Raw genomic sequence first — 19,484 nt, 5'->3', positions numbered from 1 at the left:
AAGAAGTAGTTTGTTGAAGAAAAGAAGTAGTTTGTTGAAGAAAAGAAATTTTCAGAAAATCATATTTTTTCCAAAAAGGTTATTTCTTTCTTTAAAATCTTAATTCCTGTTTATAATTTCTCATTTTTCACACACTACTTTTTAAAAGAGTGCTTTACCCTTCCAGGTACCTTTGCTTGAAACGCAGCCAACTATTTCCCTCGTCTAGAGTCCATGTATCGTACACAGATGTCGCATTAAGGCCGCTATAGTGGTAGAGCGTATAATTACCGCAGTACAACACCCTATCCGGCTTATATGCAGTAACAAAGGCATCAGGCGTATTCGATTGTGAGTCATTATTACGAATAACGAAGTACTCAGTGGGTCTTTCGTCATACCACCTTACACAAGAATTCCACTTATAAGGGATAAAGCCACTATCCGTAAAAATGACTGGACGGACAATCACCTTTTCGTTTGCAAGATATGTAGTTATGCCGGCATCCCAATAGTAAGCATATGCATAGGTAATATTGTTGGATTCCATGTAATCAACAAGTTCATTTACTCTGGCATTCGGTTGAGAATCTAAATTTGCGACAGAAGAAATGTTAGCAGTGGCAGATGATATTAAGAGAATGGCAATGAGGAAAATATACAACTGGTTTTTTGAGTTTGTGAAGAAAGATAAGATCATGAAGACCGAAATGGCTGTGAATCCGAGGTATCTGTAAGTTCCTTCGCTTAAACTAGTGAAAGTAAGGCCGGTGAACATAAGCGCGGCTGATATCGCCATTATGACAGCGAAGCTTTTCATAATATGGTTGGTAGCATGCCCCAGATTCCAAATAGCGATGCAAAGGGCTGTTAAAAAAATCAGCGTAAATAATATGTCTATCGACGAAGGGGTCTGTCCTTCAGTTAGTACATGATATAAGCCTGTGTTCAAATACAGTGACAATTGACGGAAAATTTCTAAAGCGTTGGAGAATATGCTAGCCTGGTTCTGAACAGCGAACGGGTTAGGTACAAGGTAGTCAATAAACATGGATTTAATGACAGAGACAAGCCCAGCGAGAAGCGTCCATGATATAACCCACATATTTAGATTCCTGGATCTGCCCTGATTAACTAGAAAATAAGCAGCAAGAAATGGCAAAACGAACCATGCTACCACGATGGTATCAGATAGAACCACCAGCGCTATTAAAACTGTGATTAAACTAAGCTGTAATGTACTGGCCTTTTTTAGGTATAACACGAAAAGTAATAGGATGCCTGTAAAGAATAGAGTACCAGTGTGAGTCAAAGCTAGGGCGTAAACATTTTCGTAAGCTGTCATATTTACATTAGCTAGCATAGCAGCAAAAACAAGGGATGGAATAAGTCCTTTATTTGTGATTTTGTAAACAAGAACAGAGAATATTGCCAGAACACCAATAAAAATTATAAAAACCGTCAGCCGCAATACCATTGGGTCATAGTTGGTGATTCTCTGTAGGACCAGGTGAAAAGGTATCAATTCAGTAAAATAGTATGGATCCAGGGAAGGCAGATAAATGCCTGAGAACAAATAGTTATGATGTTTCCAGAACTCCATCGCTATGAGGCCAGCATTAGTATTGTCGCTATTCAGACGAAGATGTAGTGTAACAAGTAGCTTGCAGACTAATCCCTCGGTGATTAGCACGAGTAAAGCGACAACTGGCAGCTTCTTCATTAATAGATCTTCTCTGTCCACAATAACATCCCAATTTTTTAATTAGCCTGCATCTAAAACAATTGACTTCTTTGATTTTTATTTACTGATTGCTTTTTTATTATCCTTAGTTATTTATTGAATTTGTCGTTTTCATTAAAATCAATATCAGCAAACATGCCTTGCTTAGAATCAGTATCAACAAACATGCCTTGCTTAGAATCAATATCAACAAACATGCCTTGCTTAGAATCAATATCAACAAACATGCCTTGCTTAGAATCAGTATCAACAAACATGCTTTTACTTGCTGAATAATTACTATAAGTTTTTAGTTTCCATGTAGTATGCCTGTTCACCAGGTAATTCCAGAAAAAAACAATTAATATTCCTATGAGGTTCGAAACAAGATAATAAATTCCAAAAAAGTCTGTTAAAGTGTATAATATTCCTATATTAATTATAAGCCCTATAATTGAAACACACTGGAAAGAAAAAAACCGCTTAAGACGATTCTGTGTAAACGAATTTACTTCATCCTTTAGATCAAATGTCCAGTAATCATTCAGAAAAAAATTATTTAAAATAGCTATTTCGATTGCTACTACACTGGCTGTGATATAATAAAGACCCAGATATTCGGTAAATAAATACAGAAAACCTACGTTGACCAAAACTCCAGAAAATCCAACAAAACCGAATTTTGCCATTTTCTTCCATTCGTTCCAGATCTGGTTATTGCGGGAAGTCAGAGAATATTCAGCGAGACTTAAAATCTGTTTTGCATAATCGCTTATTATGCAGAAAGTAAGCTTACTCTCTCCATTATGTCTGTCCGTAAATGTAAACGGGATCTCGACGATTGATTTCCATTGCCCTTTGCCAAGAACTTCCATAAGGATCTTATACCCTCGGGGATGAAGTTGAACTCCAGAAATCACTTCTTTTCTAAGAGCAAAAAATCCGCTTACAGGGTCTGTAATTTCAGGAAATAGTATCCTTCCCAGGCCTGTTGCCCCAAGAGAGAGAACCCGACGCTTAAGGGGCCACTGCTGAATTTTTCCCCCATGGATATATCGACTTCCTATGACAACATCGGCTCCTTTTTTTATTTCTCCGTAAAAAAGGGGAATTAACATCGGGGGATGGGAAAAATCGGCGTCTATTACTATAAAAATATCCGAATTCGCCTGTTTGAAACCTTCTATTACGGATTGCGAGAGTCCATGGTCTTCATGCCTGACAATAATCTTCAGATTATTGTATTTCAATGTGAGATTCTGAACAATTTCGATAGTCTTATCCCGAGATTCGTCATCAACAACCAGAATCCCACCACGAATATTATTTGCTGAAAGAGTTGAATTCACAGCCTCGATGATGTCAGCAATATTGGCCTCTTCGTTAAAAGTAGGTATAATTACTGTTATTTCATACTGAGCGTCCATTTTAACTCCAAATTGGATACTTTAAGGGTTAAAATAATTATCAAGACCAAAATAATAAAACTTTTGTATGATTTTTTAAAAATTGCGTATTATTTTATAACTGTCTATTTTCCATTGTTACTTGCATGTGAACTTACTTCTCCAGCTATCGCTCTAGCCATAAAACAGACTATGAGTAGAATTTCTGATACATTTTTTATTTTTTTATTGTAACAATACTATTCTATAAAGATTTTTTGTCAGTCAGTGTGTATTATTGAAAACATATGCACAAGCCTCTTTTCACATTTATCTCAAATCAGACAAATGTACTTGCTTTTTCGGAATTGATCAACAACTCACGTACACGACAGACTTTTGTTGATCAGTTTAAGACTAAGTTTAGAACTATGCAGTTGAAAAAGAAAGTGCAGTTACCAGCGATTATTGTTAGTTCAATTGCATAAACCATATTTTTGATTAACTTAGTCACCTATTTTGGTTAACTTAGATTTTATCCGAAAAGTCAGCAATGAATGTTGAAAAAAATCACAGGAGGTCTATAGTTTTGGAGTAACCATTCAGGTTTTAGATATTGTGAAAGTTACAGCATGCCATTTTTGGACAGGCTCTTAGTCCTTGGCTCTTAGTCCTTGGCTCTTAGTCCTTGGCTCTTAGTCCTTGGCTCTTAGTCCTTGGCTCTTAGTCCTTGATTCTGTGTCAACAATTCCTAAATTAGCTAAATAAAATATAATCATACTTGTATAATTGAAGCTTTATGGCAGTCTTCTTTTTTAACATACTTTAGTTGAGATTTAATCTCTAAAAAAAGTAATTATAATCCATTTGATACTTATTAAGGTTCATTAAGAACTTATAAGCTAAAAAAAAGTCATATATTGTTTGTATTTTTGTAATGAAGTCCATTTCTTACTTTGAGGCAAGTAGCGTCAACAAACAAGGAAGTAATTTCATGCTCAATTGGCTTTGAAAGAAATTCTTCACTTTTTTTGATGACATCATCAAGGTTTCGACACGCCAACATTGGTCCATTTGCATTCGTCTCCAGAGCACGTACCTGACGAAGTCTATCTTTGCCTTTTCCATAACGCTCAATACCGTGGCTTTTGACCAAAACGCACATGATATTCTTTGAATAACATGCGTAAACAATGAAAATGCTTGCAGATGGCAGCATTTTCATGCTAAACAGCTTATGGAAGTTTGAAATCACTTCCTGTAAAGCGAATTCGAGGAGCCTTCCCTCATCTTCTCTGCAGCATAGCTACACGTCATGAGACAAAACTGCCTCATGGGCGTGCTTTCGTGGCGCGCAGTCAGCATCCTTTCAGATAGGATAAAATTAGAACCCTTATTCATTCCGTTACAGAATGGATTTCGCTTTTTACTGAATCCTCTGCCTTCAACGCCATCGCCATCCCTAACGAGAATCATACTCGTAATGGGAGTATTTATAAAACAGCCCTTTTGGTTACAAGCATTAATCTGCAACCGTTGCGCTGGTTTATCACGCCTAAGGGGAGGATGTGGACAAGGCACTTAAATTCAAATATTTATTCAAACATTTCGCAGTTTTCGATTAAGTATTGTTTTTCGCTCAAGCTTTTTTTTGAAAAGGCTTGCAGGGAAGTGATTATTCAAAAGGCTGGAACTAACAACTGACTTCATACGTGGTTTCAAGGACTTCCTGAGCAATCTGGATAAGCCTGAACCATGTATTCAGGGCTGAACGCAGGGAAACCACATCTTCAGCTTTTACGCTGAGCACCAGCTTATTTGCATCTTCAAGAGACAGGCCTATTGCAGACCTTTGTGAAAAATTGTCATCGAGTTCGGGCAGGAGAGACCTGTAAATCGTTTCTGCAGCTTCAGTTTCAAAAGTAAATTCTGCGAAAAGTTTCAAGGGATTACCTCTAATCAGTTTTAAATTTTTTTGAAGTAAGTAAGGGAAAATCGGTTTCCAATTTCCTATGAGAATTGTCTCAAGATTCTTATCATAAAAATCCTTATCATAAAAGTTCTTATCATAAAAATTCTTATCATAAAAAATCAATTTATAAAAATCGGCTTTAAATATAAGGGTTTGGAAAAAGTTTGGAGGTCAGTACTTTTTAAAACCTTTGAGATTAAGCTTAAAAAGGGACTTTCCACTGCCTATAAAATCAATATCTTTTTCCCCAATCGCTATTAAGATGGAACTGGGAAGAAGTTGATCGATTTTATCGCTCTCAACCCTTTGAAAATGGAAAAAAGCCTCAAAGGCGTCCGCAATCTCTCCCTGGCCTGTAAGCCTAGGCTCGATATCGGGAAACCAGTAGGAATCAAGTTCCTTGGAGTACCAGTCCGTAAACCTGAGTGAAAAAAGGAGCTTTCCGACTTCATCGTAAAAGCTGAGTTCCCCGGGATTTCCATGGTACTCTCCTACAACTATGAGAGGCCCGCCCTCCGCAAACTCCAGAAGCTCCTGCATGCCCATTTTTCCGCGCGTTATACATCTGCCAGCCATAAACCGCGAAAGCAACTTGCAAAGTGCCCTGGTTCTTGCAGAAGGTTTTCGAGAAGAAGTAACCAGCATACTTCCCCTGATAAGTTAGAAGTATATATTACTTTCTCTCCATGGTTCTGGAAAGCGTGTAGGCCGAAATCAAAGAATCAAATCTGGATTTTTTTCTTAAAGAATATTTTCTGTATGATTCTGCATCGGTGAATTCTGGATTGAAGAATAGATTTCCTGTACGCCTTGTAGAATTTTGGCTCTTCGTTATTCCCTATGGATAAGATGATTTTCAATTCAAGAACGGATTGGTTTTTATGAGAATATTATGAGGATCTCCACACAAAACAACGAAGAACTCTATTAAATAATTCTGAACCTTTTACTTATTCTGATTTCATGATAGCCGCAGTTTCTGCATTTAAAATACCTGATTTTCTTTTTGAAAATGTAATTTAATACATCAATGTTTCTATATTCTTCTAGTGCATGCTCTTCCCCGCATTCCTCGCAGGTGTCTTCTTTTAAATTATCTTGCCTTTTCTCGTGATGGTGGTCTATGTATTGAGGTTCGACTTTTATGTCTTCACGCCCACAATTTATGCAGTGCCAGTATTGTGTAAGGGTTTTTGTATAGGCATCGATTTTGCTTTCTTCTTTTACGAGTGGAACCTGAAATTCCTCAAAAACTAAATGCTTCCTGCATTTCTCGCAGTATGAATCCATACAATAGTTCGTTATTGCCCTGTAATAACCAAACATATAAAGGAAAACGATTTCTGACACAATTGTTAGGAATCTTCCGGCTGATAACAGAAAGCTTTCGGATTTTGTAGATGGCTGAGCAGGGAAAAACATCAAAAACAGGAATAACAGTATTGAAATAAGAAGGAGTTTTGAGAATAACCTGGCTCTTTTTTGAATTCCTTCTACTCCAAGCTTATTTGCCAGATTGAAAGCTTCTTCACTGCTCTCAGGGCTATATCTTGGATTCAATTTCTGGGTCATTTCCACGGTGTCATTCTCAGGGTCTATTTTGTATAGGACGCCTTCATAAAAAGCCTGATATGAGCCTGATGGAAACCTTATCCGTTTGTCTTTTGTCAATAGATCAGCGGCTCGTTTCTGTTTAGGTTAGCTATTATTCGTAAGTAATTTTATATCACAAGGCATAATAAATGTTTTTCCAGCAGAGCTGTGGCTCTGCAGCCCGAGTTCCGTCTGGGGAGGATGAGGCACTTTTTGCCTTCCGAATTCCATCCAGTAGGGACAGAGCTCTTTTAACTACGCTACGCTTTGATCAGGAGGGCTTAGTTATAGTTAAGATACTGAGCTACATTCAAGAAGGGCTGACTTATTATAAAGTAGTATTATTTTTACTCAACCGGACCGGTTTTAAAGATCTTGTCATCAGGTTATCAGATGTGAAAGTTTTTGAAATTCACTCAAAACAGGCTTTATATTCCGAGTTTTTCTCAGGCTCAGAGAAAACTGGAGTCCTTCTAGGATTTACTTCGCAACCACAAAATCACAATATTCTTTCCGGTCTTTTCTGCTCTACTAAACAGGGCTTAGAAAACCCATTTTGTAGTTAACTTAGAACTCTAACAACAAAAACTTACAATTGTCATGAGGTACTTCCGGGAGAAACAAGTAGACTTAAATTATATATATCATGAGGTAGACTAGGATGTGGGCATCTGGAAAGGTCAGATAAGACCTTTTAACTTTTTTAATAACCCCCAACACCCCCCACTCCCCAATATCCAGATGCCCAATTTCCATATAATCAGTTTTCTTGAGACTTTTTATTATTTTCTGGCCATTAGATTTTCTCTCGAAATCGTGCAAAACAATAAAATTTTAATTATATTGAGATAATTTTTTATTTATGGGAAAAGGAAAAATCGTGTGGGAAAAGGAAAAATCGTATAGGAAAAGGAAAAATCGTATGGCAAAAGGAAAAATCGTATAGGAAAAGGAAAAATCGTATGGCAAAAGGAAAAATCGTATAGGAAAAGGAAAAATCGCAATAGATAAGTCAATGGTAAAAACGGTTGTTGACAGCAAAATAATAATTCCTTTGTCAAGGGTTTTGGTTGGAAATCAATAATACTCTATGTTCTCCACATCATATCCTATTCTCCATATCATACCCTAATCATTGTGATGACTGTGGCAGTAAATTACATGTAAACTCTCACTGCACTCGTTTTATTTTGTCAAGTCACGGCACTATAGTTCGCAATGTTACCTCTTGACTTTGACAGTAAATAAAAATAAGTGCTCTTTATCTTGTGTTACTCGATACAATGCACATCACAAAACAGAGAGCCTTCCCACAATTCCTAACAAGAGTATATATCTTCTGTCAAGGCCGGTGAAGTATCCACAAGGCTTTTGCATCAGTGAAATCTCCAGACAAACGGGTTTTGACAGGAAAACTGTGAGGAAATATCTTCGGCTGAAAACCCTGCCTGAACCCCAGAAACGTCCCGGAAGAAAGAGCAAGCTTGACCCTCATATATCCTATATTATTGATAAACTCAGAGAAAGTCATTATAAAGCTCTTTTATAGGGAAATCAAAGAAATGAGTTTTGATGGAGGGAAAAACATCGGTAAGGACTTCATAAAAAAGTCCAGCCAAAAAAGGAGTAACTGCAGTACTTTGCTACGACAAAAACAGGTGTACAGGGTCAGGTAACTGTGGCCTCTTTACATGAAATCGATACTCTGTTCCATCTCACAACTCATTGAAATATATTACAAACGTTGAGATATTGCTGCAATTTGTCATGGTTCCTCACTTAACCAAAGACGCATGGAAGAGGATATGCTTTTTAGATATTTATTATTTAATTTTTAATAAAACATTTAATAATAATGTGTAAAACTATGATATTTACAATAAAAAAGTTTCAAAAAATATTCAAATTATGTCCAGCGCAGGTGGGGCACAAAAACCGATATATCAGAGAAAGAACAATATTATATACGCAAAAAACTGGATTTGAATTAATATAATATTGTTTATGGATATCAATTTTTTCGTGTCCATCCCCCTCACAACGAATAAATTTAAAAATCTATATATAGATCTATAACTTACATAGTTTACTACATCAGTAAAGGTGGTAATTAATGGTATCCATCCGAGCTAAAATTAAATCCAGGTTAGAGAAATTTCTAGAAGTTGATTCCAGTGGATATCGAAGGGCAATCCTGTGCATTTTTATCAAGGTAAAAAAAGCGACTATTGACGAGCTGCATGAAATGCTTACAAGTAAGTATAATGTATCTCGAAATACGGTTGCATCCATGGTAGGATATATCCATTCGAAGCTTGGAATTCTAAGAGCGCATAAAGAATCCTATAAAACCCCTATGGTTTACCTTTTGAGAGAAGAATATGTAGATCTGCTGATGAAGATTGTAACTTCACCTAAAGAATCTGCTGAATTCACGGCTTGATAAATTTACTATTACACCCTAAAATGTCTGATGGACGATGTCACTCGTTAAAAACGCACCCAGAACAGCAACTACTATTGTCGTAAGATCGGATTCCAATTCTCGAATAAGCCATTCAAGGGACCCATACTACACCCTTATGCGACGCATTTTTCAAGAAGATGCCACTGCAGTAAGAGGTCAAAAGTTCCTAACTCTAGTAGAAGAGCGTCAGGCTGCTGGAAGTGCTATCCGGACTGATGAATGGAAAAACCTTCTTGAAGAACTTCAGATAGGGCGTGCCTCATTTTATGCGATGCGTAACAAGTTGCTTGGAGCCGGGTTGATTTCGATAAAAGATAAGGAGTACAGGCTTTCAGGCCAGTTCTCAAAGGATCTTTTAGATATGGCTCGCTGGTGGTGGACCGCAGTTCTCAACCAGTCTGAAGAGAGCCTTTAAAGGAATAATTCCTCTTTTTCATTTGACTTTAAAAAATCTCATTTTAACATCTCATTTTAACATCTCATTTTAACATCTCATTTTAACATCTCATTTTAACACTTCATCTCAACATTTCATCTCAACATTTCATCTCAACATTTCATCTCAACATTTCATCTCAACATTTCATCTCAACATTTCATCTCAACATTTCATTTTAATATTTACAAGCACTTCAGCCGAAAGGTATTTATATAAAATCTTCCTTTAGAAGATACGCTTCAGGGCGAAAGAAATGCGTCCCACAGCGAAAAATCATCGAAGCCCGGTAGTGTAGTGGTCAATCATGCGGGACTCTGGATCCTGCAACCTCGGTTCGAATCCGTGCCGGGCTATACTCACTAAATAAGTAAATCTATTTTTCCGCTATGATGTAAAAAATTTTTCTAAATTTAGTATCTATCTATTTTTATAAACAAATGAATAATTAGGAAGCCGATCTTTCTTTGTCTTTGAATAATGATTCCTGGGTATCCTCTTCAAATTCAATAGAGAGTTCCAACCTTTGTAGAATTTTCTTCTCAAAACGAACATGATATTCTTTGAATAACATGCACAAAGAAATGAAAATGCCTGCAGATGGCACATTTTCATGCCAAACAAAAGGAAAGTTCCCTCGAAATAGAGTTTTTCCTTGGGATTCTGTGTTCTTCCCAAAAGCTCTTTAGTTAAAAGCCCCTCTTTTTATTATAATTTTGAAAATGCAGGAAAAGCATGACTGAAGAACGCCCAATTATCGAGCTTAAAAACCTGACAAAAATATATAAAAACGGAATGGAATTTCGCGCCCTCGACAATGCAAACTTGAAAATTAAGAAAGGAGAATTCGTGGCAATTGTAGGACCATCGGGTTCGGGAAAAAGCACACTTATGCACATGATAGGCCTGCTGGACACCCCAAGTTCTGGGACGCTCTTAATCGATGGTAAAGACGTAACAAATATGTCGGATAAGGAACGTTCTGAGATGCGAAACAGAATGCTTGGTTTTGTCTTCCAGTACCATCACCTGCTCCCGGATTTTACGGCTATGGAAAATGTAATAATGCCGCTCTTGATTGCGGGAAAAAGCAGGAAAGAAGCACAGGAAATTGCTGAAAACCTCCTTAAAGAGGTAGGACTTGAAGACCGGATGGATCACAAGCCCGGTGAACTTTCAGGAGGGCAGAACCAGAGAGTTGCAGTAGCAAGGGCACTTAGCTGTTCTCCTGCAATCGTGCTTGGTGACGAGCCCACAGGCAACCTTGATACAAAAACGGGTGATCTTATCTATGACCTGCTCAGACGACTGAACAGGGAGTATAATCAGACTTTTATTGTGGTTACTCATAATGAGAACCTGGCATCAAAAGCTGATAGGGTTATCAGGCTTGTGGACGGAAAAATCACAGATCAGTGAGGATAAAAAGATGGAATATGCAACAGGAAGAATAGGTAGAGTATTTACCGTAAGGATCGATTCTGGAGACGACCTGATTCTGGAACTGATTAAACTTGCTGAACTGGAGCGCATCGAATCTGCTGTTTTTGTGTTGATAGGCGCATTAAAAGAAGCAAAACTTGTCACAGGCCCTAAAGAAAGTATAATCCCTCCAGAACCTGTATGGTCCGGCTTTGACAATGCACACGAGATTCTGGGAATTGGAGATATTTTTTTAATGGAAGGAAAGCCTAAGATCCATCTGCATGCAGGTGCAGGCAGGGGAGACAATGTAAAACTTGGGTGCTTGAGAGGAGAAAGCGAAGTTTTTATGGTAATTGAGGCTTTTGTCTTCGAACTAGAGGGATTTTCTGCCAGAAGAATTACAGATCAGGAACAGGGTTTTGCCCCAGTAGCTTTTGAGCAAGTTTTAGATATGAAATGACGTTCTGGTAGAAGAAGAGTTAATAAAGACTCAAAAGTTTGAGTAGGAAGGTAAGAAGTAAGAATATAGTCCTGCAATATTGTCTGGCAGTCTTCTTCAAATTCAATTTTGCAATGTATTCTCCAGTTCCCGAAGCCTTTTGAGTGCAATTATTTTTTCTTTATTATCTTTTAAAAACTCTTCTTCAAGGACCGTTACAATTTGTGAAAAGGGCAAAGTTAACTGGTAGTACTTCACAGGTCTGCCTTTTCCTTTATTCTTTTTTTCAGACCTTTCTTCCACCCAGCCTCTATCCCGTAGGGGGCGCATGGCTACACTTACTTCCGGTTGTCTAAGCCCTGATACAAGTTCAATATGAAGAGACCTGAGTTCACTGCAATCTTTTAGACACACGATTGCGGTGGCTTCTGTCCTCGGGAGTCCCAGGCTCTGGAGCATGTCAATGATTGAATACTCTTTTTCGGTTAAATTAACTGGAGAATCGTCGGTCATCGAATGTGAATAATACTTTCAGGTTTATATATTTTATGTAGATAAAATTGTTTTTTTAAATAAATTGAGTATTGTTAAGGAGTTAATTGGCTATCAAACCGTGTTAATACCTTTTTTTGGAAAGTTTTAGTATAAATACTAATATTAGCAAATCTCTGGAAAAAAAACGGTTTTGTAAAAACTGGCTTTGTGATCCTGACCAAAACCTTTAAAGCTAGTGCCTGCAGGAAAATGGACATTCCTTGATACTCAGGAAGCCTGAGTTAAGGGTTACAAAATAAGAAAATCTCTTGCAAATGCTCCAAGGATAATATTCCGGAACTAACACAGCTAAGGATGCAGATACTCGAGGCAAAAGTATTTCTGAATTCGGAAATTCAACATATAGCCTTCATTTGTTAATAGGGTTTCCTATGGAACAATAGCGTAAAACTTAATTAAAATTATTTCCGTTAACCGGATAAAGAATTAAATACAATTCGGACATCTAACGGTTAGGTTAAGATTAAGCTTTGAATTAAGATTAAGCTTTAAATTAAGGTTAAGCTTCGAATTAAGATTAAGCTTTGAATTAAGATTAAGTTTCGAATTAAGATTAAGTTTCGAATTAAGATTAAGCTTAAAAATTAAGGATAAGCTTTGAATTAAGATTAAGCTTCAAAATTAAGACAAGCTTCAAAATTAAAGATAAGCTTTGAATTAAGACTAAGCTTTGAATTAAGACTAGCTTTGAATTAAGGATAAGCTTTGAATTAGTTAAGCTTCAAAATTAAGGATAAGCTTTGAATTAAGGTTAAGCTTCAAATAACAGAATATATCTATAGATAGATCAGAGATTAAAAAGGGTGAAATAATGTCGTATATCGGTCTACAGCAGGATTCTGGAGAATATAAAATCCAAAAGATACATGCTCGGGAGATCCTGGATTCAAGGGGAAATCCCACTGTTGAAGTTGATGTGTTTACGCCAAAAGGATTTGGCAGAGCCGGTGTTCCTTCAGGGGCTTCTACTGGTACGAACGAGGCCCTTGAACTGCGGGATGCAGACCCTAATAGATATGGAGGAAAAGGAGTTCTCACTGCAGTAAAGAATGTGAACACCATCATCCAGAAGGAATTGCTGGGGCTTGATGTGCGAAACCAGCGAGAAATCGATGAGTTAATGATCGAGCTCGATGAGACCGATAACAAATCAAACCTTGGGGCGAATGCAATTCTTGGGGTATCCATGGCTGTTGCAAGAGCTGCTGCAGATTCCCTCAATGTTCCTCTCTACCGCTATTTGGGAGGCTCAAATGCATTTACTCTTCCGGTGCCCACAATGAATGTCCTTAACGGGGGCAAGCATGCAGGCAATGATCTTGCAATCCAGGAGTTCATGATTCAGCCCAAAGGCGCAGAAACCTTTTATGAAGCTCTCCAGATAGGAGCCGAAATCTATCATGTTCTTGGAAAATTACTGGAAAAGAAATATGGTCGGTCTTCTACTAATGTGGGCTATGAAGGAGGATATGCTCCCAAGATGAGTGAGTCAACCGAAGCCCTTGACGCCCTTGCCCAGGCTATTGAGGAAGCAGGCTACACTGACACCGAGGTTACAATTGGGCTTGATGCTGCAGCCTCCGAGTTTTACGAAGATGAGGCCTATGCAATCGATGGCAAGAAACTCTCTGCTCCCGAACTGATGGACTACTACGTCGAACTTGTGAACTCCTATCCTATCCTTTCCATTGAAGACCCCTTCTATGAGGAAGCCTTTGAGGACTTCGAAGCCCTGACCAATGAGCTCTGGGACACAATTATTGTTGGTGATGACCTCTTTGTCACAAACATTGAGAGGCTTTCAAAAGGCGTTGACATGGGAGCAGCAAATGCACTTCTCTTAAAGGTCAACCAGATCGGGACTATTTCCGAAGCTTTTGATGCCGCAAATATGGCTTCCAGAAACGGCTATACAGTAATAGTAAGCCACCGCTCTGCCGAAACCGAAGACACAACAATTGCAGACATCTCGGTAGCTATCGGAGCAGAAATGATCAAGACAGGAGCCCCGGCCCGTGGAGAAAGGACTGCTAAATATAACCAGCTTCTCAGGATCGAGGAAGACCTGGGTGAAGTTGCACATTACGTGCAGCTCTAACCCTTTTAATTTTTCATTTTAAAATAGTTTTAGCTTTCTTTTTTTGTTTTAAAAATTCATTTCATAAATCACACTTATCCCTTACAACCATAACCGGAACCTTTGAGTGACGGACCAGATTTTCTGCGACACTGCCAAGAAGCAGCCTGTTCAGTCCTGTCTTTCCAAGTGTGCCCATAACAACAATATCCATTTCTTCCTCTTCGGCATACTGGATAAGCTCTTCTGAAGGATTGCCGTCAAGAAGGACGGGCTCCACATTGACTCCTTTCTTCTCTCCCAGGCTTTTTACAGAATTTACAGCTTGTTGCCCCTGTTTTTCCCATGCCTCATGTACCGATTCCCAGTAAGGGTCAACACTCGCAGGAAAGGTATCCCCATTGATAGGAGCCAGGTAGGCTGTTGACACTACATAGACTGCATAAACCTTTCCTCCACTCAACCGAGCAAGCTCAATTCCTTTTTCAGCAACCAGCCATGAGCAGGGTGAGCCGTCGGTTGCAACCATTATTTTCTTAAAATTAATAGCTTCCATATAGAACCGTATTAAAATACGTGGATTTCCTAAATTAGATTTTTGGAATGCTGCAGGAAAAAGCTGTAAAACCTGAAAAGCTGAATGCCTTTTTCAAGCCTGCAAGCTTCTTGAACTCTTAGATTACCAGAGCCAATTTGAAATCTTCAAGGGGATTTTAAACTGGAAAGCAGACCTGACCCAACATAGAAACAGCAAAAAAAGAAATGCTGGCTCTTTGCGATTTTTCATAGATAATTTAATATAAATTTATCCCAATATTATAATAATAGGGGTATATAAAGTGTCAGAATATTGGGAGAATGAACAATTAGCAGAAATGGAAAAAAAATCTTTTTCTAATAAGGGCTTTAACTTGAATAACATTTCCTTATTGTGCTCCATATGGTCCACATGGAAAGCAACCTCACTTATAATTTTTCTCTTAGGGTACAACCCCTACTTTTTTCTAGTGGCCTAATATCCGTGTACGCAAAAAACCATTTCTGATCAATTTATATCTGTTCCGGTTTACTTTCAGAAAGATCAGGAGAAGGCAAGTCAATCGAAGCTCTAAAAACCGATATTTTTGAAGGGCGTATTTTTAGTCCTTAAACGAGTTCAGATTGTCTCACAGGAAGAACAAGTATAAGCCAATTTTCAGCCAGAGCAGCCCTGTTTTACCTGAAATTGTTTCGCTGTTTTAATTTCTATTATTTCAGTTATATATTGTGTACAAATGACTCACCATTTTATTCAACTTCGAAATTGGTTCATTTTACATGATCATTCTATAGTATCAAAATGAAATTGTGCTTTATCCCAAAATTGTTTCTGGATAGCCTTATATAATAAAATTGAAATATCTTTACTTTTGGAATTTTAAAATTATTTAAAAAAAAGTCAACGTTTTCTGATAAACATTCCGAAACTTAAAGAACCAAAAACAGAAGGGATATTACAACAGGTATGAAAAAATATGGAAACAACATTCGATCCGGAGAATATAACTGGGCTTTCAGACGAAGAGGCTGCTGCGATACTTAAGAACGAAGGCTATAACGAGCTGCCGTCCCAGAAGAAACAGAGCCCTTTTTTTATCTTTCTAAATGTTCTTAAAGAACCGATGTTGCTTCTCCTTTTAATTGCAGGTACGATTTATCTATTCCTTGGGGAAGTTAAAGATGCTCTTATACTGCTAGTTTTCGTTTTTGTGGTCGTGGGTATAACATTTAACCAGGAAATAAAGACCGAAAGAGCATTGGAGGCTTTAAAAAATCTTTCAAGCCCAAGAGCTCTTGTGATAAGAAACGGAGAACAGAAAAGAATTCCAGGGAGAGAAGTCGTTAAAGGAGACATTATAATTTTAAGAGAAGGAGATCGTATACCGGCAGATGGAGTTGTGCTTTCCAGTACAAATCTTCTGGTGGACGAATCCTTACTCACAGGCGAGTCACTGGCTGTTCGAAAATGTGAATTTGCTGGCTTAACTCACTCCTTAAAACCTGAACAGCCAGGAGGAGACGATCTTCCATTTGTATATTCAGGAACCCTGGTAATTCAGGGTCATGGAGTATCCCAGGTAAGAGAAACCGGAATACATACTGAAATGGGAAAAATCGGAAAAGCTCTGGGGACGATAGCCGAAGAAGACTCTCTACTCAAAAAAGAAACTGCCCAAATTATAAAGACTTTTGCGGTTTTTGGAGGAATACTCTGCGCAGTTGTAGTTGTCGTCTACGGTTTGACCAGAGGAGATTGGCTTCACGGTTTGCTTGCAGGACTGAGTTTGAGCATGGCCCTTCTTCCCGAAGAGTTCTCAGTAGTTTTACTGATATTCCTGAGTATGGGAGCCTGGAGACTGTCAAAAAGAAATGTGTTAGTACGACGGATGCCTGCAATTGAGACGCTTGGGGCTTCAACCGTACTTTGCGTGGATAAAACAGGGACTTTAACCTTAAACCGGATGATTCTGAACTCCTTATTTTCGAAGGGTGAATATTGTGAACTCGAGAAAAATAAATGCCTGTTTGAGAAGTTCCATGAATTGCTTGAGTTTGGATACCTGGCAAGCCAGCGAGATCCTTTTGATCCTCTTGAGAAAGAGATAAAAAGAAACACTGAAAAATTCCTTATTAATACCGAACATATCCACGAAGAGTGGAAAACTGTCAGGGAGTACCCTCTCTCAAAAAACCTGCTTGCGCTTTCAAACGTATGGAAATCCCCAGGCTCCGGACAATACGTTATTGCTACAAAAGGTGCACCAGAAGCAATTTTTGACCTGTGCCATCTGAGTGAATCCGAGAAAGAAGAGTTATCGGCTCATGTTCAGGAGATGGCAAACAGGGGTTTGAGGCTTCTTGGTGTAGCTAAAGCCAGTTTTCAGGATGACTCTTTGCCTGAAAAACAGCACGATTTCGAGTTCGAGTTTATAGGACTGCTTGGGTTTGTCGATCCTGTCCGGCCATCCGTTGCCCAATCAATAAAGGAGTGTTATAAAGCCGGAATCAGAGTCATTATGATTACCGGAGATTATCCAGGTACAGCTCAGCATATTGCCAGGCAGATCGGTCTCGAAAACCCAGATAAATATATTACTGGCCCTGAACTGGCAAATATGGATCAACAGGAGCTTGCAGAGAAGATAAAAGTAACAAACATCTTCGCCAGGGTTGTACCAGAACAAAAACTGACAATTGTAAATGCTTTAAAACAAAACGGGGAAGTTGTTGCAATGACAGGAGATGGGGTTAACGATGCTCCTGCCCTGAAATCTGCCCATATTGGAATTGCGATGGGAGAAAGAGGCACGGATGTAGCTCGTGAGTCTGCATCAATCGTCCTTCTGAACGACGATTTCTTTTCCATAGTTGCAGCTGTCAGGCTTGGAAGGCGTATTTTCGATAATCTCAAGAAGGCAATAGGTTACATATTTTCAGTCCACATGCCCATTGCAGGACTAGCCCTGTTTCCGATATTATTTAATTTGCCCCTTGTCCTTTTGCCTGCACACATAGCATTTCTTGAACTGATAATTGACCCTGCCTGTTCAACAGTCTTTGAGGCTGAACCTGAAGAGAAAAATATAATGAACAGATCGCCTCGAAACTTGCAGGAAAGACTGTTCGGAAGAAAAAACCTGGTTCTCAGTCTGGTACAGGGAATAAGCATGCTTGCAGGAGTGATTGCTGTTTTCCTGTATGCCCTATATATGGGCAAGGGCGAAGTGGACGCACGCACACTTACCTTTGCGACGCTCGTAATCGCAAACCTTACTTTAATTGTGGCAAACCTTTCCTGGTCGCAGAGCCTTATCAAAACGTTGTCTTCCGAGAACAAAGCCTTGAGATACGTGCTAGCAGGAGCGCTTTCAGGTTTACTTCTGGTTTTGTATGTGCCGGCTTTAAGAAGTATGTTTCGTTTCTCACTGCTGCACGGTGATGACTTGCTAATCGTATTTGTTGTAGGGATACTAAGTATCGTGTGGCTAAGATTACTCAAAAGCCAAATAAACAATAATATCTGACAGCAAAATAAGCAATAATATCTGACAAACCAAATAAGCAATAATATCTGACAAACCAAATAAACAATAATATCTGACAGCAAAATAAGCAATAATATCTGACAAACCAAATAAGCAATAATATCTAACAAGCAAAATAAAAAATAATATCTAACGAGCAAAATAAAAAATAATATCTAACGAGCAAAATAAGCAATAATATCTAACGAGCAAAACAAAAAATAATATCTGGCAGACTCCCATAAGTAAATTTAAAGTTTGGAGGCTAAATGGAAAAACTGTTTCTAGAAAAGTGGCTCTGAACTCTTGTGAGGTATGTCTTTGAAGATGGGAACTTTGATAAAAATCATTGTGACCCTTTTACTGCTCGCAGCAGGTGCATATCTCGTCCGCAGTTACTGGATAGAGATCATACCTGTTCTGGAAGAAATATTGGGAACACTCAGAGAAACAAAGCTACGTTATGTTTTTCTGGCGATCTTGGTATACTTGCTGAGTGTATACTTATTCTCAGTTCGCTGGCAGCAGGTTCTCTACTGTATTGGTTACAATCTAAAAGTCACAAGTCTTGTTCCTATTTATTTCGGAGCAGTATTCGTAAATAACGTTACTCCTGGAGGGAACATGGCAACGGGAGAATCCTTCAGAATTCTTTGGGCCAACAAACTTTTTGGGATAAGCTATGTCAACGCTTTTAAAACAGTTTTCTTTGAAAGATTGGTTGAAGTAATTCCTGTTTTTCTCTTATCAATTTATATTCTATATGCATTCCCTTCTTTAGAGATTAGACTCCTGCCCTCAATTGACAATTTAACGTTAAAATCAATTCATCTGTTTTTCTTAGTCTTTTTGGCAGCAGGAATAGCAATGTGGTTCTTTCGAGCAAAATTAGCTTCTCTCTTTCGGAATATACAGAAAAATTGGAACCAATTTAAACAAGCTTTTATTCCTGTTCTCCTTCTATCCTGTGGGGTCTGGACCCTTGACGTAATACGCCTCAAACTGGTTGCTTTAGCCCTGAATGTTGACCTCTCTTTAAGCTTGATTGTAACAATTTCAGTCTTGACTTTCATTCTAGGAGCCCTACCATTGACCCCAGGAGGCCTCGGGATAATTGAAGGAGGCCTGATCTCTTTACTTCTGTACTTTGGCTTGTCCCTCGCATCTGCAAGCAGTTTCGTTTTTTTAGAGCGTTTTATTTCTTATGGGCTCAGCAGCGTAATAGGATTTATTTACTTATCCTATTATGGAGGATTTAAGATCTGGAAAAAATTAAAAGAAGAAAAAGAAGAAAAACTACGTTGATTGCAAACGATGTTTCCCAGAGGTTTGTAAAATTAAGTGCTCTACATTGGTCATCGGTTAAGGA

At 38.3% G+C, this 19,484-nt stretch carries 18 protein-coding genes, 1 tRNA gene and 1 pseudogene; 10 read left to right on the top strand and 10 right to left on the bottom strand.

Annotated features, from left to right (window positions below; all coding sequences use genetic code 11):
• Positions 1 to 154 precede the first annotated feature (154 nt).
• The 7 genes from MSVAZ_RS21155 to MSVAZ_RS07745 form a co-directional block, all read right to left on the bottom strand.
• Positions 155 to 778 (bottom strand): hypothetical protein, encoded by a 624-nt coding sequence (locus MSVAZ_RS21155; protein WP_232316252.1) that lies wholly within the window; start codon positions 776 to 778, stop codon positions 155 to 157.
• Between the two features lie 1,034 nt (positions 779 to 1,812).
• A complete protein-coding gene (locus MSVAZ_RS07765; protein ID WP_084626097.1) occupies positions 1,813 to 3,129 on the bottom strand; it encodes a glycosyltransferase in 1,317 nt (438 codons plus the stop codon).
• An 871-nt stretch (positions 3,130 to 4,000) separates the two neighbouring features.
• A complete protein-coding gene (locus MSVAZ_RS07760) occupies positions 4,001 to 4,312 on the bottom strand; it encodes a hypothetical protein (RefSeq protein ID WP_048119944.1) in 312 nt (103 codons plus the stop codon).
• A gap of 26 nt (positions 4,313 to 4,338) precedes the next feature.
• Positions 4,339 to 4,563, bottom strand: a complete 225-nt coding sequence (locus MSVAZ_RS20180) for a hypothetical protein (RefSeq protein ID WP_157206040.1) — start codon at positions 4,561 to 4,563, stop codon at positions 4,339 to 4,341.
• A gap of 217 nt (positions 4,564 to 4,780) precedes the next feature.
• Positions 4,781 to 5,032, bottom strand: a complete 252-nt coding sequence (locus tag MSVAZ_RS07755; protein WP_048123798.1) for a KEOPS complex subunit Pcc1 — start codon at positions 5,030 to 5,032, stop codon at positions 4,781 to 4,783.
• Positions 5,033 to 5,230: 198 nt separating this feature from the next.
• Positions 5,231 to 5,704: an rRNA maturation protein gene (locus MSVAZ_RS07750; RefSeq protein ID WP_048119943.1), complete on the bottom strand. Its 474-nt coding sequence runs from the start codon at positions 5,702 to 5,704 to the stop codon at positions 5,231 to 5,233.
• Positions 5,705 to 5,986: 282 nt separating this feature from the next.
• A complete protein-coding gene (locus tag MSVAZ_RS07745) occupies positions 5,987 to 6,730 on the bottom strand; it encodes a hypothetical protein (protein ID WP_048119941.1) in 744 nt (247 codons plus the stop codon).
• 71 nt (positions 6,731 to 6,801) lie between these two features.
• Here MSVAZ_RS07745 and MSVAZ_RS07740 point away from each other — a divergent pair, with 71 nt between their 5' ends.
• Positions 6,802 to 7,218, top strand: coding sequence for a nuclear transport factor 2 family protein (locus MSVAZ_RS07740; RefSeq protein ID WP_048119939.1), 417 nt, complete (start codon positions 6,802 to 6,804; stop codon positions 7,216 to 7,218).
• A gap of 64 nt (positions 7,219 to 7,282) precedes the next feature.
• Here the strand turns inward: MSVAZ_RS07740 and MSVAZ_RS20175 are convergent, their stop codons facing one another.
• Positions 7,283 to 7,474 carry a hypothetical protein gene (locus MSVAZ_RS20175; protein ID WP_157206039.1) on the bottom strand — a complete coding sequence of 64 codons (192 nt, stop codon included), beginning with the start codon at positions 7,472 to 7,474 and terminating at the stop codon, positions 7,283 to 7,285.
• Between the two features lie 508 nt (positions 7,475 to 7,982).
• On the opposite strand from MSVAZ_RS20175, the pseudogene MSVAZ_RS19420 reads away from it, so the two are divergent.
• The 6 genes and pseudogenes from MSVAZ_RS19420 to MSVAZ_RS07710 all read left to right on the top strand — a co-directional run.
• Positions 7,983 to 8,354, top strand: a pseudogene (locus MSVAZ_RS19420) (IS21 family transposase); the annotation flags it as partial.
• Positions 8,355 to 8,765: 411 nt separating this feature from the next.
• Positions 8,766 to 9,095 (top strand): DUF2551 domain-containing protein, encoded by a 330-nt coding sequence (locus tag MSVAZ_RS07730; protein WP_048119936.1) that lies wholly within the window; start codon positions 8,766 to 8,768, stop codon positions 9,093 to 9,095.
• Positions 9,096 to 9,132: 37 nt separating this feature from the next.
• Positions 9,133 to 9,534: a hypothetical protein gene (locus MSVAZ_RS07725; RefSeq protein ID WP_048119933.1), complete on the top strand. Its 402-nt coding sequence runs from the start codon at positions 9,133 to 9,135 to the stop codon at positions 9,532 to 9,534.
• A gap of 304 nt (positions 9,535 to 9,838) precedes the next feature.
• A tRNA-Gln gene (locus MSVAZ_RS07720) sits at positions 9,839 to 9,911 on the top strand.
• Between the two features lie 379 nt (positions 9,912 to 10,290).
• The gene (locus MSVAZ_RS07715) at positions 10,291 to 10,974 is read left to right on the top strand and encodes an ABC transporter ATP-binding protein (protein WP_048119931.1); all 684 of its coding nucleotides are present in this window, start codon (positions 10,291 to 10,293) and stop codon (positions 10,972 to 10,974) included.
• 10 nt (positions 10,975 to 10,984) lie between these two features.
• Entirely contained in the window at positions 10,985 to 11,440 is a 456-nt protein-coding gene (locus tag MSVAZ_RS07710; RefSeq protein ID WP_048123797.1) for a PPC domain-containing DNA-binding protein, read from the top strand.
• Positions 11,441 to 11,542: 102 nt separating this feature from the next.
• On the opposite strand, the gene MSVAZ_RS07705 is transcribed toward MSVAZ_RS07710, so the two are convergent.
• The gene (locus tag MSVAZ_RS07705) at positions 11,543 to 11,932 is read right to left on the bottom strand and encodes a transcriptional regulator (RefSeq protein ID WP_048119929.1); all 390 of its coding nucleotides are present in this window, start codon (positions 11,930 to 11,932) and stop codon (positions 11,543 to 11,545) included.
• Positions 11,933 to 12,785: 853 nt separating this feature from the next.
• Between MSVAZ_RS07705 and eno the strand changes: the two genes are divergently transcribed.
• Positions 12,786 to 14,072 (top strand): phosphopyruvate hydratase, encoded by a 1,287-nt coding sequence (gene eno, locus MSVAZ_RS07700; RefSeq protein WP_048119928.1) that lies wholly within the window; start codon positions 12,786 to 12,788, stop codon positions 14,070 to 14,072.
• Between the two features lie 61 nt (positions 14,073 to 14,133).
• Here the strand turns inward: eno and MSVAZ_RS07695 are convergent, their stop codons facing one another.
• Positions 14,134 to 14,607 carry a universal stress protein gene (locus MSVAZ_RS07695; RefSeq protein WP_048119926.1) on the bottom strand — a complete coding sequence of 158 codons (474 nt, stop codon included), beginning with the start codon at positions 14,605 to 14,607 and terminating at the stop codon, positions 14,134 to 14,136.
• A 958-nt stretch (positions 14,608 to 15,565) separates the two neighbouring features.
• Between MSVAZ_RS07695 and MSVAZ_RS07690 the strand changes: the two genes are divergently transcribed.
• Positions 15,566 to 18,115, top strand: coding sequence for a cation-translocating P-type ATPase (locus MSVAZ_RS07690; protein WP_048119924.1), 2,550 nt, complete (start codon positions 15,566 to 15,568; stop codon positions 18,113 to 18,115).
• A 315-nt stretch (positions 18,116 to 18,430) separates the two neighbouring features.
• On the top strand, positions 18,431 to 19,420 hold the full coding sequence (locus MSVAZ_RS07685) for a lysylphosphatidylglycerol synthase transmembrane domain-containing protein (protein WP_394297480.1): 990 nt from the start codon (positions 18,431 to 18,433) through the stop codon (positions 19,418 to 19,420).
• Positions 19,421 to 19,484: the final 64 nt, after the last annotated feature.

Origin of the sequence: Methanosarcina vacuolata Z-761 (genome assembly GCF_000969905.1) — an archaeon.
Classification (GTDB): domain Archaea; phylum Halobacteriota; class Methanosarcinia; order Methanosarcinales; family Methanosarcinaceae; genus Methanosarcina; species Methanosarcina vacuolata.
The sequence above is the reverse complement of the archived record's forward strand: the minus strand, read 5'-3'. Positions and strand labels throughout refer to the sequence as shown.

Bases quoted from the DNA above. Each gene is read 5' to 3' on its own strand.
- MSVAZ_RS21155 (WP_232316252.1), bottom strand. From the start codon at position 778: ATGGCGATATCAGCCGCGCTTATGTTCACCGGCCTTACTTTCACTAGT.
- MSVAZ_RS07765 (WP_084626097.1), bottom strand. From the start codon at position 3,129: ATGGACGCTCAGTATGAAATAACAGTAATTATACCTACTTTTAACGAA.
- MSVAZ_RS07760 (WP_048119944.1), bottom strand. From the start codon at position 4,312: ATGAAAATGCTGCCATCTGCAAGCATTTTCATTGTTTACGCATGTTAT.
- MSVAZ_RS20180 (WP_157206040.1), bottom strand. From the start codon at position 4,563: ATGATTCTCGTTAGGGATGGCGATGGCGTTGAAGGCAGAGGATTCAGT.
- MSVAZ_RS07750 (WP_048119943.1), bottom strand. From the start codon at position 5,704: ATGCTGGTTACTTCTTCTCGAAAACCTTCTGCAAGAACCAGGGCACTT.
- MSVAZ_RS07740 (WP_048119939.1), top strand. From the start codon at position 6,802: ATGTTTTTCCAGCAGAGCTGTGGCTCTGCAGCCCGAGTTCCGTCTGGG.
- MSVAZ_RS07730 (WP_048119936.1), top strand. From the start codon at position 8,766: ATGGTATCCATCCGAGCTAAAATTAAATCCAGGTTAGAGAAATTTCTA.
- MSVAZ_RS07725 (WP_048119933.1), top strand. From the start codon at position 9,133: ATGTCACTCGTTAAAAACGCACCCAGAACAGCAACTACTATTGTCGTA.
- MSVAZ_RS07715 (WP_048119931.1), top strand. From the start codon at position 10,291: ATGACTGAAGAACGCCCAATTATCGAGCTTAAAAACCTGACAAAAATA.
- MSVAZ_RS07710 (WP_048123797.1), top strand. From the start codon at position 10,985: ATGGAATATGCAACAGGAAGAATAGGTAGAGTATTTACCGTAAGGATC.
- MSVAZ_RS07705 (WP_048119929.1), bottom strand. From the start codon at position 11,932: ATGACCGACGATTCTCCAGTTAATTTAACCGAAAAAGAGTATTCAATC.
- eno (WP_048119928.1), top strand. From the start codon at position 12,786: ATGTCGTATATCGGTCTACAGCAGGATTCTGGAGAATATAAAATCCAA.
- MSVAZ_RS07695 (WP_048119926.1), bottom strand. From the start codon at position 14,607: ATGGAAGCTATTAATTTTAAGAAAATAATGGTTGCAACCGACGGCTCA.
- MSVAZ_RS07690 (WP_048119924.1), top strand. From the start codon at position 15,566: ATGGAAACAACATTCGATCCGGAGAATATAACTGGGCTTTCAGACGAA.
- MSVAZ_RS07685 (WP_394297480.1), top strand. From the start codon at position 18,431: ATGTCTTTGAAGATGGGAACTTTGATAAAAATCATTGTGACCCTTTTA.